Annotated in this window: 15 protein-coding genes and 1 pseudogene; 10 read left to right on the top strand and 6 right to left on the bottom strand. The window is 67.4% G+C overall.

Going from position 1 to position 14,711, the window contains the following annotated elements:
• Window positions 1-2: 2 nt before the first annotated feature.
• Both CKW06_RS19815 and CKW06_RS19810 read right to left on the bottom strand, forming a co-directional pair.
• Window positions 3-827 carry a helix-turn-helix transcriptional regulator gene (locus tag CKW06_RS19815; RefSeq protein WP_005411020.1) on the bottom strand — a complete coding sequence of 275 codons (825 nt, stop codon included), beginning with the start codon at window positions 825-827 and terminating at the stop codon, window positions 3-5.
• Window positions 824-1,528, bottom strand: coding sequence for a VIT1/CCC1 transporter family protein (locus CKW06_RS19810; RefSeq protein ID WP_012481248.1), 705 nt, complete (start codon window positions 1,526-1,528; stop codon window positions 824-826). Before CKW06_RS19810 ends, CKW06_RS19815 begins: the two co-directional genes overlap by 4 nt.
• 152 nt (window positions 1,529-1,680) lie before the next feature.
• On the opposite strand from CKW06_RS19810, the gene CKW06_RS19805 reads away from it, so the two are divergent.
• The gene (locus CKW06_RS19805) at window positions 1,681-3,045 is read left to right on the top strand and encodes a glutamate--cysteine ligase (protein WP_024956060.1); all 1,365 of its coding nucleotides are present in this window, start codon (window positions 1,681-1,683) and stop codon (window positions 3,043-3,045) included.
• A gap of 122 nt (window positions 3,046-3,167) precedes the next feature.
• Here CKW06_RS19805 and CKW06_RS19800 read toward each other — a convergent pair whose 3' ends face one another.
• Window positions 3,168-4,226 carry an NAD(P)-dependent alcohol dehydrogenase gene (locus CKW06_RS19800; protein ID WP_024956059.1) on the bottom strand — a complete coding sequence of 353 codons (1,059 nt, stop codon included), beginning with the start codon at window positions 4,224-4,226 and terminating at the stop codon, window positions 3,168-3,170.
• Window positions 4,227-4,333: 107 nt separating this feature from the next.
• Here CKW06_RS19800 and CKW06_RS19795 point away from each other — a divergent pair, with 107 nt between their 5' ends.
• Window positions 4,334-5,218, top strand: coding sequence for a LysR family transcriptional regulator (locus CKW06_RS19795; protein WP_024956058.1), 885 nt, complete (start codon window positions 4,334-4,336; stop codon window positions 5,216-5,218).
• Window positions 5,219-5,364: 146 nt separating this feature from the next.
• Here the strand turns inward: CKW06_RS19795 and CKW06_RS19790 are convergent, their stop codons facing one another.
• A complete protein-coding gene (locus tag CKW06_RS19790; protein WP_024956057.1) occupies window positions 5,365-6,027 on the bottom strand; it encodes a TetR/AcrR family transcriptional regulator in 663 nt (220 codons plus the stop codon).
• Between the two features lie 76 nt (window positions 6,028-6,103).
• Here CKW06_RS19790 and CKW06_RS19785 point away from each other — a divergent pair, with 76 nt between their 5' ends.
• On the top strand, window positions 6,104-6,799 hold the full coding sequence (locus tag CKW06_RS19785) for a DAPG hydrolase family protein (protein WP_024956056.1): 696 nt from the start codon (window positions 6,104-6,106) through the stop codon (window positions 6,797-6,799).
• Window positions 6,800-6,814: 15 nt separating this feature from the next.
• Here the strand turns inward: CKW06_RS19785 and CKW06_RS19780 are convergent.
• Window positions 6,815-7,228: pseudogene (locus tag CKW06_RS19780) on the bottom strand (VOC family protein); the annotation flags it as partial.
• Window positions 7,229-7,342: 114 nt separating this feature from the next.
• On the opposite strand from CKW06_RS19780, the gene CKW06_RS19775 reads away from it, so the two are divergent.
• On the top strand, window positions 7,343-8,020 hold the full coding sequence (locus CKW06_RS19775; protein ID WP_024956055.1) for an SMI1/KNR4 family protein: 678 nt from the start codon (window positions 7,343-7,345) through the stop codon (window positions 8,018-8,020).
• A gap of 112 nt (window positions 8,021-8,132) precedes the next feature.
• Here the strand turns inward: CKW06_RS19775 and CKW06_RS19770 are convergent, their stop codons facing one another.
• Window positions 8,133-9,236: an alkene reductase gene (locus CKW06_RS19770; protein ID WP_024956054.1), complete on the bottom strand. Its 1,104-nt coding sequence runs from the start codon at window positions 9,234-9,236 to the stop codon at window positions 8,133-8,135.
• A 129-nt stretch (window positions 9,237-9,365) separates the two neighbouring features.
• Here CKW06_RS19770 and CKW06_RS19765 point away from each other — a divergent pair, with 129 nt between their 5' ends.
• From CKW06_RS19765 to CKW06_RS19740, 6 genes are all read left to right on the top strand, one after another.
• Window positions 9,366-10,271: a LysR family transcriptional regulator gene (locus tag CKW06_RS19765; protein ID WP_005414458.1), complete on the top strand. Its 906-nt coding sequence runs from the start codon at window positions 9,366-9,368 to the stop codon at window positions 10,269-10,271.
• A 70-nt stretch (window positions 10,272-10,341) separates the two neighbouring features.
• Window positions 10,342-10,617, top strand: coding sequence for a formaldehyde-responsive transcriptional repressor FrmR (gene frmR / locus CKW06_RS19760; protein ID WP_005411009.1), 276 nt, complete (start codon window positions 10,342-10,344; stop codon window positions 10,615-10,617).
• A 59-nt stretch (window positions 10,618-10,676) separates the two neighbouring features.
• Entirely contained in the window at window positions 10,677-11,786 is a 1,110-nt protein-coding gene (locus tag CKW06_RS19755) for an S-(hydroxymethyl)glutathione dehydrogenase/class III alcohol dehydrogenase (RefSeq protein WP_005411008.1), read from the top strand.
• Window positions 11,787-11,794: 8 nt separating this feature from the next.
• Window positions 11,795-12,196 (top strand): YqcC family protein, encoded by a 402-nt coding sequence (locus tag CKW06_RS19750; RefSeq protein WP_024956053.1) that lies wholly within the window; start codon window positions 11,795-11,797, stop codon window positions 12,194-12,196.
• Between the two features lie 21 nt (window positions 12,197-12,217).
• Complete coding sequence (gene fghA, locus CKW06_RS19745; RefSeq protein ID WP_024956052.1) at window positions 12,218-13,048, top strand: S-formylglutathione hydrolase; 831 nt, start codon at window positions 12,218-12,220, stop codon at window positions 13,046-13,048.
• A gap of 188 nt (window positions 13,049-13,236) precedes the next feature.
• On the top strand, window positions 13,237-14,682 hold the full coding sequence (locus CKW06_RS19740) for a GGDEF domain-containing protein (RefSeq protein WP_024956051.1): 1,446 nt from the start codon (window positions 13,237-13,239) through the stop codon (window positions 14,680-14,682).
• Window positions 14,683-14,711 lie beyond the last annotated feature (29 nt).

Genomic DNA, 14,711 nt, shown 5'->3' with positions numbered 1-14,711 from the left:
CCTCAAATGTCTGTGGGAGCCAGTCCGTACTGCTCGGCGAAGCGCTTGCTGAAACTCGCTGCAGACCGGTAGCCCGCACGCGCTGCCACGGTCTTCAACGGCAGGTCGGTGGTGTAGAGCAGCTGCATGCCATGCGCCAGCCTTGCCTCGGTGAGCAGCTGGCGCAGGCTGGTGTCCTCGGCGGCGAGGCGACGGCGCAGGGTCGCGCCGCTCAGCGCGAACTGTTCTTCCACATCGCGCGATTGCCAGTCGCGTGCGGGTTCGGCGGCGATGCGGTCGCGGATCTGTTCGCCCAGGCTCGGTGCCTGCGGCAGCAGCAGGTTGCCGTGGCCCTGCCGGCACAGGGTCAGTACCAGCGAGGCCAGGGCCAGCCGCGCTTCGCTGTAACGACCGTCCTGCAGCGATTGCCGCCACTGGCGCAGCACCGCGCCATGATCGATCAACGGCAGTCGCGCCATCGCCTGGCCTGGCGCGGGAAGCTCCTCGCTCCACAGCGTGCGTGCGGCCGCCAGCACTTCGGCACACAGCGGCACGATGGCACTGAGGTAGCGGCCACTGCGTGGGTCGGGGGTGTTGACCACATCGATGCGGCAGCGCTGGGTCAGCAGCAGGATGTCGCCGGGGATGAACTCCAGCGACTGGTGCGCGGTACGCACCTGCTTGCGGCCTTCCAGTAGGATCGCGAACTGCGGTTGCGGAATCTCCACCGAGCTGGCGCCATGTTCGCGCCGCGCGGTGATGCACGCATAACCTTCGGCGCGTGCGCAGCCGGCCAGGCTGGCCATCTCGGCCAGCAGTGCGGTAACTGGCGGCAGCATGCCGGTCATGTCACCTGGGCGCCGAACAGGCGACCGACGCCTGCAGCGGCGGCCATTGCCAGTGCACCCCAGAACATCACCCGTATTGCGCCGCGTACCGGCGGGGCGCCGCCGGCCTGGGCTGCCACCGCGCCGGTCAGGCACAGGCCGAGCAGGGTACTGGCCGTGGTCATCAGTGCGACCTTGTCGACCGGCGCCAGCAGGGCGGTCAGCACTGGCAGCGCCGCACCGCAGGTGAACGCACCGGCCGAGGCCAGCGCTGCCTGCAGCGGGCGGGCGCGCAGGGTATCGGTGATGCCCAGTTCGTCGCGGGCGTGGGCACCCAGCGCATCGTGGGCGGTGAGCTGTTCGGCCACCTGCCGCGCCAGCGCAGGCTCCAGGCCGCGGTGGCGGTAGATCGCGGCCAGCTCCTCCAGTTCGCTGTGCGGATCGTCGCGCAGCTCGCGCTTTTCCATTGCCAGGTCGGCCGCTTCGGTGTCGGCCTGGGTCTGCACCGAGACATATTCGCCCGCCGCCATCGACATCGCGCCGGCCACGGTACCCGCCACGCCGGTGGCCAGGATGGTCGCAGCCGAGGCGCCGCTGGCGGCCACGCCGACCACCAGGCCAGCCACCGAGACGATGCCATCGTTGGCGCCCAGCACGGCGGCTCGCAGCCAGCCGACGCGCTCGGAGCGATGCAGTTCGGGGTGTCGTGAATGGCGGCTCATGGCTCTGAGTGTACGAGGGTCAAGAGGGCGTCGGTAGGATGCTGAAACCCGTCACCGTCGCATGACGCAACGGGGTGCCACGCTATAGTGCGCCCTTGCGATGGAAGGCCGCGAGCCCCACATCCCCCGCCACCGTCCAGCGAGCCTTTCCCTTGTCGAGCCCCAGCCACGTCGCCGATACCCCCATTACCGACCGCTCGCAGCTGGTGGAGGTGATCGCCTCCGGCGAGAAGCCCCGCGCGCAGTGGCGCATCGGCACCGAGCACGAGAAGTTCGGGTTCCGCCTGGATGACCTGCGCCCGCCGACCTTCGAAGGCGAGCGCGGCATCGAAGCGCTGCTCAACGGCCTGGTCCGCTTCGGCTGGGAGCCGGTGCAGGAGAACGGCAACACCATCGCCCTGCTGCGCGATGGCGCCTCGGTGACGCTGGAACCGGCCGGCCAGCTGGAACTGTCCGGCGCGGCGCTGGAGACCATCCACCAGACCTGCGTGGAGACCGGCACCCACCTCAACGAAGTGGCACAGGTGGCCGGCGAACTGCAGCTGGGTTTCCTCGGCATGGGCTTCCAGCCGAAGTGGAAGCGCGACGAGATGCCCTGGATGCCCAAGGGCCGCTACAAGATCATGCGTTCGTACATGCCCAAGGTCGGTTCGCTCGGCCTGGACATGATGACCCGCACCTGCACGGTACAGGTGAACCTGGACTACGCGACCGAAGCGGACATGGTGAAGAAGTTCCGCGTATCGCTGGCGCTGCAGCCGATCGCCACCGCGCTGTTCGCCGATTCGCCGTTCACCGAAGGCAACCCGAACGGCTACCTGAGCTACCGCTCGCACATCTGGACCGACACCGACGCCGCTCGCACCGGCATGCTCGACTTCGTGTTCGAGGACGGCTTCGGTTACGAGCGCTATGTCGATTACCTGCTCGACGTGCCGATGTACTTCTCCTACCGGGATGGCATCTACCACGACGCCAGCGGGCAGAGCTTCCGCGATTTCATGCAGGGCAAGCTGCCGGTGCTGCCGGGTGCACTGCCGACGCTGCGCGACTGGTCGGACCACATGACCACTGCGTTCCCGGAAGTGCGCCTGAAGAAGTACCTGGAAATGCGCGGCGCCGATGGTGGTCCGTGGAGCCGCCTGTGTGCGCTGCCGGCGTTCTGGGTCGGGCTGCTGTACGACGACACCGCACTGGATGCCGCCTGGGACCTGGTGCGTGACTTCACCCTGGCCGAGCGTCATGCACTGCGCGACGGTGTGCCGAAGCATGCGATGAGCCTGCCGTTCCGCAATGGCACGGTGCGCGACCTGGCCCGCGAAGCCGTGAAGATTTCCGTCGAAGGCCTCAAGCGCCGCGCGGCGCGCAATGCCGACGGCCAGGACGAGAGCAAGTTCCTGGACGTGCTGCAGGAGATCGTCGAATCCGGGCTGACCCCGGCCGAGCGCAAGCTGGCGCTGTTCCATGGCCGCTGGCACGGCGACGTCGATCCGGTGTTCCGCGAATTCGCGTACTGAGTGGATTGCGGTAGTGCCGGCCGCTGGCCGGCAGCCAGGCGGGGGCGCCGGCCAGCGGCCGGCACTACCAGAAAAAAACCCCGGCATTGCCGGGGTTTTTCATTTTCCACATCTGCCTTGGATCAGGCGGCGTTCTTCATCGTCGCCATGTCGATCACGAAGCGGTAGCGCACATCGTTCTTCGCCATGCGTTCCCAGGCCTCGTTGACGTTCTTGATGTCGATCATCTCCACATCGCTGACGATGCCGTGCTCGGCACAGAAGTCCATCATTTCCTGGGTTTCAGCCATGCCGCCGATCGCCGAGCCGGTCAGGTGCTTGCGGCCGAAGATCACGCTGCCACCGGTCAGCGGCGGGTCCAGTTCGGTCAGCACGCCGACCAGGCACATGGTGGCTTCACGCTTGAGCAGGCCCATGTACGGGTTGGTGTCATGGCCGACCGGGATGGTGTTGAGCAGGAAGTCGAAGCTGCCCGCGTGCGCCTTCATCTGCGCGGCATCGCGCGAGACCAGCACCTCATCGGCGCCCAGGCGCTTGGCGTCGGCACCCTTTTCCGGCGTGGTGGTGATCATCACCACGTGCGCGCCGAGTGCCTTGGCGAACTTCACGCCCATGTGGCCGAGGCCACCGAGGCCGATCACGCCGACCTTCTGGCCCGGGCCGACCTTCCAGTGGCGCAGCGGCGACCAGGTGGTGATGCCGGCGCAGAGCAGCGGCGCGGCGGCCTTCAGGTCGAGGGTGTCGGACACCTTCACCACGAAGCGCTGTTCGACCACCACGTGGTCGGAATAGCCGCCGTAGGTCGGCGCGCCGCTTTCGCGTTCACGGCCGTTGTAGGTCCAGGTCGCGCCCTCTGCGCAGTACTGCTCCAGGTCGTGCTCGCAGGCATCGCAGTGGCGGCAGGAGTCGACCATGCAGCCGACGCCGGCGTGGTCGCCGACCTTGAAGCGGGTGACGTTGCTGCCGACCTCGGTCACGCGGCCGATGATCTCGTGGCCTGGCACCATCGGGTAGATCGAGCCACCCCAGTCGTCGCGGGCCTGGTGCAGGTCGGAGTGGCAGATGCCGCTGTAGAGAATCTCGATGCGCACATCGTCCGGGCCGACCGCGCGGCGTTCGAACTCGAAGGGCACCAGCGGGTCGGTATGGGAGTGGGCGGCGTAACCACGGGCGAGGGACATGGGGAATGCTTGGCAGGGTTTGTCGAAAGGCGTTTTACAATACGCCCCGTACCCAGCCGCAAGAAGCACGGATATCGGCATGATTCATCAAGTGAAACTGCACAATCATGGCCACTGACAATCTCACCCACCTGGCCGCGTTCGCGGCGGTCGCCCGTCACCGCAGCTTCCGCCGTGCCGGCGCCGAGCTGGCGCTGTCGACCTCGGCGGTGAGCTATGCCATCCGCGCGCTGGAGGAACGGTTGGGCGTGGGCCTGTTCCATCGCACCACCCGCAGCGTGGCCCTGACCGAGGCCGGGCAGCGCCTGCTGGAACGCCTGCAGCCCGCGCTGGGCCAGGTGAATGACGCGCTGGAGGAGATGAACCAGTTCCGCGCCGCGCCGGCGGGCCTGCTGCGTATCAATGCTACCCGCGCCGCAGTGCCGACCCAGTTGGGGCCACGGCTGGCGCGCTTCCTGCACGCCCATCCCGACGTGCGGGTGGAGCTGACCGAGAACGATGGCCTGGTCGATATCGTTGCCGAAGGCTACGACGCCGGCGTGCGCCTGCACGAGTTCGTACCCGAGGACATGGTGGCGGTGCCGATGGGCCCACCGCTGCGTGGCTTGATTGTCGGCTCGCCGGACTACCTGCGGCGGCGCCCGGCGCCACAGCATCCGCGCGACCTGGCCGCACACGAATGCATCCGCTTCCGCTTCGCCAGCGGGCATCTGTACAAGTGGCAGTTCGAGCGCGGTGGGCAGGCGCTGGAGATCGATGTACCGGGGCGGCTGACGCTGTGCGAGCAGGGCACCGTGGTCAGAGCGGTACTCGATGGCATCGGCCTGGCCTATGTGCTGGAAGACACCGCCCGCCCGTACATCGAATCCGGCCAGATGGTGGCAGTGCTGGAAGACTGGAGCGAACCGTTCGCCGGCTTCGCGCTGTACTACCCGAAGCAGCGGCAGATGCCCGGTGCGTTGCGCGCGTTCGTGGACATGCTGCGCGAGTGAGTTACTGCAGGAGTGCCGACCAACGGTCGGCACCCACCGGGGCAGGCCATTGCCGACCAACGGTCGGCACCCACCGTGGAAGGCCATTGCCGACCAACGAATCGGGACCGGCCGGTAGATCCACGCCACGCGTGGATGGAACAACCTTACGGCGCCTGCAACACCGGCGCCAAGAACGCCACGCAGTCGCGCAGGTGCACGTCCACCGGCGCATCCTCGGCCACCACACCGATCACGCGTTCGCGCAGCGGCTCGGCCACGGCCATCGCCAGCAGCAATCGCGCCATGCGAACAGGATCACCCTCGCGCAGCAGCCCACGCTGTTGCTGGCGCGCCAGCCAGTCGGCCAGCAGCGCACGGCCGCGTTCGATGCCGTTGTCCAGATAGGCCTGCAGCAGCGCGTCCTTGCCGGGAAAGTCGGTGGCCAGCAGGCGGAATACCTGCACCGCCTGCGCCGACAGCGCCTGCGCGCACACCGCGTGCAGGATGTCCTGCAGCAACGGCACGACCTCTTGGGCATTGCGCGCATCGCGCTGCAGTTGTGGCGCGAAGCCGTCGGTCCACTCACGCACCGCCAACCCAACCAGTTCCTCGCGGTTGCTGGCGTGGCGGTAGACGGTCTTCTTCGCCACCCCGGCGTGCGCCGCCACCGCTTCGATGGTGGTGGCCTCGTAGCCCTGCGCCAGCAGCAGTTCCAGCGTGGCCTGCAGCACGGCGTGGCGGACTTCGGCTTCCGGCCGCGCAGGGCGGCCGCGGCGGCGGGTCGGTGATGTGGGCTCGGGCACGGTGGTGCTGTTCATTGCGCCCATCTTACCGCATCCGGACAATTGCGAAACGGATAGCGTTTCCGTATTGTCGGGACTCCCAACACCGCAGGAGACCCCGATGGATACCGCTGTGAACGCCCGCGCCTGGCTGGACCACCACGATCTGCTTGACCCGGCACCGATGCACCTGGAGACCGTCATCCAGCGCCGCGAAGACGGCACCCTGCTGGTGGCGGTGCGCACCGATCTGCACGGCTGCAAGGGCCGCATGCTCGACTGGTGGTTCACCTTCTTCGAGACCACCCAGCACATCCGCTGGTGGCATCCGGTCGATCATGTCGAGCATCGCGGCTGGGACGCGGCCTGGCAGCGCGGGCGCAGCTACCACGGCGCCAGCATCCATGCCGTGGAATCACTGGCCGACATTCCGCCGGTGGCGGCGCGCCTGAAGTTCCATGACCCGCGCACGTTGCTGGTGCCCGAGCGCCTGCAGGCGGCACAGGATGCAGGCGATGTATCGGCGGTGATCGCCGCGCGAATCGGCTTCGGCGACCAGGTCCGTCTGGATGCAAACGCTGACCCCTGCGACGGGCAGATGCTGCACGTCGCACGCGATACGCCGTTTGGCTGTGTGCTGCGCAGCCGCTTCGTGCTCGGCCTGGACAGCACCGATCCGCACCGCGATGCCGGCGATGCGGTCGGGCTGGGCCTGCTCAAGCACTGCTACACGGAGTTCAGCTTCCTCTCGCGCCTGCTGCCGTCGCTGTACTACGGCGAGCGCGCCAACGGCGAAGCGGTGCCGTTGCCGTGGTGAACGGCGCAACGGCCATTCGACCAGCGCGTCGTAGCCTTCGCCACTGAACTGGATCAGGCAGAAGCCGTGGCCGAACGGATCGGCCAGCACGGCGATGTGCCCCCAGCGACGCTCGCGTACGGATTGCTCGAGCGTCGCTCCGGCTGCGACTGCACGTACCAGCGCGGCTTCGATGTCATCCACCACCCAATCCAGGTGCAGCGGCGTCCAATGGCGCTCGTAGTCGCGCACGTCGCCGTCTTCGGTGGCGGCGCTGCCGGCGTCGTTGTGCAGCAGGTAGAGCGGCGTTGGCCCACCGAGCAGCTCCACGGCGCCCGGGCCGAGACGGCGGCCGATGCGCAGGCCGAAGGCCCGGATGTAGAAGTCTTCGGCGGCGGCCAGGTCGGGCACGTCGAGGTTGACGATGAAGCTGTGGGCAGTGGCGTTCATGGCAGCGATGGGCGGCATCCGGTGGTCGCAGTCTAGTCCTGCCGCGTGCTGCGGCCGGTTCATCTCCTGCGCGGATTCGGGCAAGCTGGGCGGTCTCTATCGACAAGGACATCCATGAGCGCGCTATCCGGCATCGAACAGGCCACCGGCCAGTCCTTCCCGCCCCTGTTCAAGCAGCTGCACGCAGCGGATCGGTTGAGTTGGGGTGCTCCCCATCCGGAATGGTCCGAGGTGATATTTCCGACGCTGCAGGCGGATCCGCCGGTGCTGCTGTATGCCCAGGACTATGAGCCCCTGGAGGACGATGAGCTGCTCGAGGCGTGGCAGGAGCTGACTGCGGAGGATCATTACAATCCCCTGCGCACTGACCTGCAGTTGCTGCCCTTCGCGCGGACCGGCGGCGGCGACAGCTACTGCTTCTGGAGCAACGCGCCCGGCTTTGCCGAGCCCCCCGTCGTGCTGGTGTGGCATGACGATGATCGTGCCGATGTGCTGACGGCCAGCTATCAGGATTTCCTTTTCCGCAAGATGGTCGAAGCCGTTGCTGACTACCAGGGGCCGTACACGCTGCTGTCGCACGGCGAGCTGGCCAGCAACCTGCGGCGGTGGCTGCAGAGCCACCAGCCGTTCCTGCGCGATGACCAGTACGCAGCCCTGCAGCGGCTGTTCGCCCGCGTTGACGATATCGCTGAAGGAAACATCAGCGACGAGGATGCACAGGCCATCGTCGCTGAGGTGATCGGCTTCGAGCGGTTGGACGAGTCGTTCGCCTACGTGCGCGAGGACGCCTGAAGGCCGGGGTCGGATCCGCGCGCAGCGTGGCTCTGACGCCTTGTTCGCCGAACAGGGGGCAGAGCCCTTTCCGTTGGAAAGGGATCCGACCCCGTGGGGGCCCCGTGGGGGATCAGCCCGCGGCCGGGTAGTCGAGGTAGCCTGCTTCGCCGCCCCCGTAATAGGTGCTGCGGTCGGGCGTGGCCAACGCGATGTTGCGCTGCAGGCGTTCGACCAGATCCGGGTTGGCGATGAACGGCTGGCCGAACGCGGCCAGGTCAATGGTGCCCGCTTCGACCAGCTGCAGGGCGCGTTCGCGGGTCATGCCACCTGCCAGGATGACGGTGCCACCGTAGGCCTGCCTGAACTGCCGCAGGAACGCCTCGCCCAGCACCGACTGGCCCGCCTGCAGGTTGTCGTTGAGGTGCACGTAGGCCAGCCCACGCTTGCCCAGTTCCTCGGCCAGGTACAGATAGGTGGCTTCATTGTCGGGATAGAACGGCATGTCGAAGGTGAGGTTGTTCGGTGCCAGGCGCACGCCGATGCGATGCGCACCGATACACTGCGCCATCGCATCGACGGTCTCCAGGATCAAGCGCGCACGATTGGGCAGCGAGCCGCCGTAGCGATCATCACGCTGGTTGATGAGCGGGTTGAGGAACTGCTCGAACAGGTAACCGTTGGCCGCATGCAGTTCGATGCCGTCGAAGCCGGCCGCAATGGCGTTGTCTGCCCCGCGCACGAAGTCGTCGACGATACCGGGGATCTCCGCAGTCTCCAGTGCACGTGCCGGAGTGGGATCGGCGTGGCCGCGGCTGCCATCGTCCAGGTACACGAACGAGGTGTTCTTCGGTGCGCTGGCCACCGGGCGGGTACCGGCGCTGACCGGTTGCCCACCGTCGGGCTGCAGCGAGGAATGCGACATGCGGCCGACGTGCCAGAGCTGGGCGAAGATCGTGCCCTGTGCGGCATGCACCGCCTCGGTGACACGCTTCCACCCGGCCACCTGCTCGGCCGACCAGATGCCCGGCACGTCGATGTAGCCCTGGCCCTGCGGCGAGACAGGCGTGCCTTCGCTGATGATCAGGCCGGCGCTGGCGCGCTGCCGGTAGTACTGCGCGGTGAGTTCGTTGGCGACCGCTCCGGGGTTGCGGGCACGGGTCATCGGCGCCATCGCGATGCGGTTGCGCAGGGAAGTGCCTGCAAGGTCGAAGGGGCGGAACAGGGCGGCGGTCATGTCGGTCATCTCGGTGCGGGGGAAGGCGCCAGCGGCGCGATGCACACAGGATGGAGTTGACATGCGGGCGCATAAAGCGCTTCGATCTCCCTGGGTGCGGGACTATTTGTCCCCAATGGAGCGCGAACGATGCTGCCGCTGGAATCGTTGAATGGCCTGGTCACGTTCGTCACCACGGCCCGCTCAGGCAGCTTCACCGAGGCCGCCGACGCGCTGGGCATCTCGCGCTCGGCGGTGGGCAAGGCCATCGCCCGGCTGGAAGCGCGGCTGGGGGTGCGCCTGTTCCACCGCACCACGCGGCGCATCGCGCTGACCACCGATGGCGAGGCGTACTACGCATCGTGCGCGGCGGCGCTGGAAGAAATCTCCGCCGCCGAGGCCTGCCTGGGTTCGGCCGGCCTGCCCAGCGGGCGGCTGCGCATCGACATGCCATCCTCGTTCGGGCGCCTGGTGGTGCTGCCGGTGCTGTTGCGGCTGTGCCGGCAGTACCCGGACCTGCAGTTGACGATGACCTTCACCGATCATTTCGTCGATCCCGTCGAGGAAGGCATCGACCTGCTGATCCGCTTCGGCGGGCTGCACCAGGCCGAGCATCTGGTGGCGCGGCGGCTGGGGCGCCAGCGACTGGTCACCTGCGCATCGCCGGAGTACCTGCAGGCGCACGGCGTGCCGCGCACGGTGGAGGAACTGGCGCAGCACCGCAGCATTGTTGGCTTCCGCCACGGGCAACCGGTGTGGTGGCGGATCGGTAGCGAGGAGGACGAAGGGACATTCATCCCGAATGCGCCGTATCAACTCAATGACGGCGACGCGGTGATCGAGGCAGCCATCGCCGGGCTTGGTATCTGCCAGATGCCGGTTTCACTGGTACGCCGCCACCTGGATTCCGGCGCGTTGCGGTCGGTGCTGGATGCGCACATGCAACGGCACATCGATATCCACGCGCTGTGGCCACCGACGCGCCACCTGCGGCCGAAGGTGCGCTACGTGGTGGATGAGCTGACCCGGTTGGCGGGTGAGGGATTGTTCGATTGAGCCGGCCAGGATTGAGTTCGTGACTTCGGCTTGTATACTGTCCCCCAGTATAGTTCCGAGATGGCCCGCCATGCCGCACTCCCCCGAAGAGAAGAAAAAGGTCCTGGCCCGCGTGCGCCGCATCCGCGGCCAGTGCGATGCGCTGGACCGCGCGCTGGAAGCCGGCGCCGACTGCGGGCCGGTGCTGCAGCAGATCGCCGCCATCCGTGGCGCGGTCAACGGCCTGATGTCCGAGGTGATGGAGGCTCATCTGCGCGAGGAGTTCGGGCAACCCGCAGCCTCCGATGAACAACGCGCCGAACGCGTGCGCGACATGAGCGCGTTGATCCGCTCGTACCTGAAATAAACGATGGCGCAACATGGCGCCGCCCATCCTGTCATTGCCTGTCTCTGGAGAGTCCACCCATGAAATCCCGTGCCGCCGTCGCCTTTGGTCCCGGCCAGCCGCTGCAGATCGTCGAGATCGACGTCGCCCCGCCGAAGGCAGGCGAGGTGCTGGTGAAGATCACCCATACCGGTGTCTGCCACACCGATGCGTTCACCCTGTCCGGCGATGACCCGGAAGGCCTGTTCCCGGTGGTGCTGGGCCATGAAGGTGCCGGCATCGTGGTGGAGGTCGGCGAGGGTGTGACCAGCGTCAAGCCCGGCGACCACGTGATTCCGCTGTACACCGCCGAGTGCGGCGAGTGCCTGTTCTGCAAGAGCGGCAAGACCAACCTGTGCGTGGCCGTGCGCGCCACCCAAGGCAAGGGTGTGATGCCCGATGGCACCAGCCGCTTCAGCTACAACGGTGAGCCGCTGTACCACTACATGGGTTGCTCGACCTTCAGCGAGTACACCGTCGTTGCCGAAGTCTCGCTGGCGAAGATCAACCCGGACGCCAACCCGGAACATGTCTGCCTGCTCGGCTGCGGCGTCACCACCGGCATCGGCGCGGTACACAACACCGCCAAGGTGCAGGAAGGCGACAGCGTGGCCGTGTTCGGCCTCGGTGGCATCGGCCTGGCGGTGATCCAGGGTGCACGCCAGGCCAAGGCCGGCCGCATCATCGCGGTGGACACCAACCCGTCCAAGTTCGAGCTGGCGCGCGAATTCGGTGCCACCGACTGCATCAATCCGAAGGATTTCGACAAGCCGATCCAGCAGGTCATCGTTGAAATGACCACCTGGGGCGTGGACCACAGCTTCGAGTGCATCGGCAACGTCAACGTGATGCGCGCGGCGCTGGAATGCGCGCACCGTGGCTGGGGCCAGAGCGTGGTGATCGGCGTGGCCGGTTCGGGCCAGGAGATCTCCACCCGTCCGTTCCAGCTGGTGACCGGGCGCAAGTGGATGGGCACCGCCTTCGGCGGCGTGAAGGGCCGCAGCCAGCTGCCGGGCATGGTCGAGGATGCGATGAAGGGCGATATCGAACTGGCCCCGTTCGTCACCCACACCATGGACCTGGACAAGATCAACGACGCCTTCGACCTGATGCATGAAGGCAAGTCGATCCGTTCGGTGGTCCACTACTGAGCCGCGTCATGGGCTGGTTCGATGCCCTGCGCCGGCCGCGTGCGGAAGACCCGCGCGCGGCCCTGGTGGCGCCGATCGAGCAGGCGTTGCGTGCACTGGGCTGGGTCGACGGCGAGGTGGGACCACCGCGTGCGGTGACTTCGGCCTTCGGCAGCGACGATGGCATGCCGTTCGAGCAGTGGCTTGCGCAGGTATTCCTGCCGCGCCTGCACGAAGCCCGCGCCGACGGCCAGTGGCCACCACGCAGCGACGTGGCGGTGGCGGCGTATCGCAACCTGGACGGCCAGCCTGGCGTCGAATCATTGCTGCGCCTGCTGGCACAGCTGGATGAACGGATCAACCAAGGCATCCACGCCGGGCGTGGATATGCCGACCAAGGTCGGCATCTACCAGAAGCACGCGTGCGCTGACGCGCCGCGCAGGAGAGCACCATGGAACGCATTGAACACCGCGCCTGTTTCGGCGGCTGGCAGGACGTCTACCGCCATCATTCGACCACGCTGGGCTGCGACATGCAGTTCGCCGTGTACCTGCCACCGCAGGCGGAAACACAGAAGCTGCCGGTGCTGTACTGGCTGAGCGGCCTGACCTGCACCGAGCAGAACTTCATCACCAAGGCCGGCGCGCAGCGTTATGCGGCCGAGCACGGTGTGATCATCGTCGCGCCCGACACCAGCCCGCGCGGTGATGACGTGGCCGATGCCGAGGGCTACGACCTGGGCAAGGGGGCAGGGTTCTACCTCAATGCCACCCGCGCACCGTGGGCGAAGCACTACCGCATGCATGACTACGTGGCGCAGGAGCTGCCGGCGCTGATCGAGGCGAACTTCGCGGTGACCGACGCGCGCGCGATCAGTGGCCATTCGATGGGCGGCCATGGCGCGCTGGTGATCGCGCTGCGCAACCCCGGGCGCTATCGCAGCGTGTCGGCGTTTTCGCCGATCGTCGCGCCCAGCCACGTGCCGTGGGGGCAGAAGGCCTTCCATGCCTATCTGGGCGACAACCCGGCCGACTGGGCGCAATGGGATGCCTGCGAGCTGATCGCTATGGCTGGCGAGCGCCTGCCGCTGCTGGTCGACCAGGGCGAGGCGGACGAGTTCCTGCAGACCCAGCTGCAGCCGCAGCGCCTGCAGCAGGCCTGCGATGCCGCCGGCCATCCGCTGACCCTGCGCCTGCAGCCCGGCTACGACCACAGCTACTACTTCATCGCCAGCTTCATCGGCGAGCACATCGCCCACCACGCCCGCGCCCTGCAGGGCTGAGGGCTTTCCGGTAGCGCCGGCCGCTGGCCGGCAACCTGCAGCCCTGTGATTCATTGGGTTTGCCGGCCAGCGGCCGGCACTACCATCGCGGTGCACTCGGAGTGTCGTTTTGCCGCAGTGGATCACGCCGCTGTGGCGTGCCGGCGCGCTATCGTGCGCGTAGACGGCCTTGCGGATCGGGGGGATGCATGCCGGTAGTGCTGGCGCTGCTGTATGTGCTGTGCCATGGCCTGGTGCTGGCCCTGTGGCCTGGCCCCGCCGGGGTAGGCTCCTTCGTTTTCCTGACCGGCGCGCCGCTGCTGGCTACGGTCGCCTGCATGTGGCGGGCCCGCCGCGACCGCGCGGCACTGGGGTGGCGCGCCACGGCATTGGCACTGCTGCTGTGGGCCGGCGGTATGGCGTTCAACATGATCGACGCCTTGGGCGCCGGGCGTGCCGATTTCACCCCGCGCGCAAGCCTGTTCCTTTACGTGCTGTATGGCGTGCCCCTGGTGTTCATCCTGGCCCGGGCACGCCGCGAGCGCCTGAGCATCAGCCTGATCGATGCGGCGATGGCGGCGCTGCTTGGCGTGCTGTTCTTCGTGCATGCGCAGTCGTTCGCCGCCCGCGTGGACATCGACGACCACGCATTGTCCAACATGCAGCGCATGTTCGACATCCAGAACCTGTGTATCGCCGCGTTCGCCGTGGTGCGATGGCTGGCCGGCGACGTGCCCGAACGGCGCAGGTTCTTCCGCGCACTGGCGCTGTACGCGATGGCCTATCTGCTGGTGGCCTACTACATCAACCATTACACGTCCGACGATGCATTCGGTGCGTTCAACGATCTGCTGATTGACATACCTTTCCTGCTGATCGCCTGCCTGGCGCTGGACACGGCGCCGGACGCAGGCACAACGCCGCACCCGCGGCTGGCGAGGACGGTGCAGGCCGCCGGTCCGATCATCCTGCCATTGCTGCTGCTGGTGGTCGGCACGCTGGTGGTCGATCATGCGCGGCCGTTGGCCGTTGCCGGCTTCGTCGTAGCCACCCTTGGCTTCGGCCTGCGCAGCGTCCTGCTGCAGACCGATCTTCTGGAACGCAAGGCAGCACTGGATCAACTGGCGCGGCAGGATGGCCTGACCGGCGTGGCCAATCGCCGCGAGTTCGACGCACGGCTGACGTCCGAGTGGAATCGCGCACGGCGCAGCGGCACCGAGCTGGGCCTGCTGCTGGTGGATATCGACCACTTCAAGGCCTTCAACGACCAGCACGGCCATCCGGCCGGTGATCGTTGCCTGCAGGCGGTGGCCGGGGTGCTGAAGGCCATAGCCGGTCGCGGTGGTGACAGCGTTGCGCGTTATGGCGGTGAAGAGTTCGCCGTCATCGTGCCCGGAAGCCCGTTGTCGGGCGTGCTGGCGCTGGCCGAGCGGCTGCGCGAAGCGGTCGAAGCGCTGCCATTGCCGGAAGGCGCGGTCAGCATCAGCGTCGGCGTGGGTTATCTGCATCCGTCGGCTCTGGCCAGTGCCGATCAGTTGCTGGCAGACGCCGATGCCGGCCTGTATGCCGCCAAGTGGGCTGGCCGCAACCAGGTGATCCTGCATGCGCACGTGCTGGATGACGAGGGCAGCACGCACGGAACGATGGACTGCTGAGCAGCTCTCTGCATGCGATCACACGGGGG

Source organism: Stenotrophomonas maltophilia (genome assembly GCF_900186865.1).
Classification (GTDB): domain Bacteria; phylum Pseudomonadota; class Gammaproteobacteria; order Xanthomonadales; family Xanthomonadaceae; genus Stenotrophomonas; species Stenotrophomonas maltophilia.
This window is presented reverse-complemented; position numbering and strand designations above follow the sequence as displayed.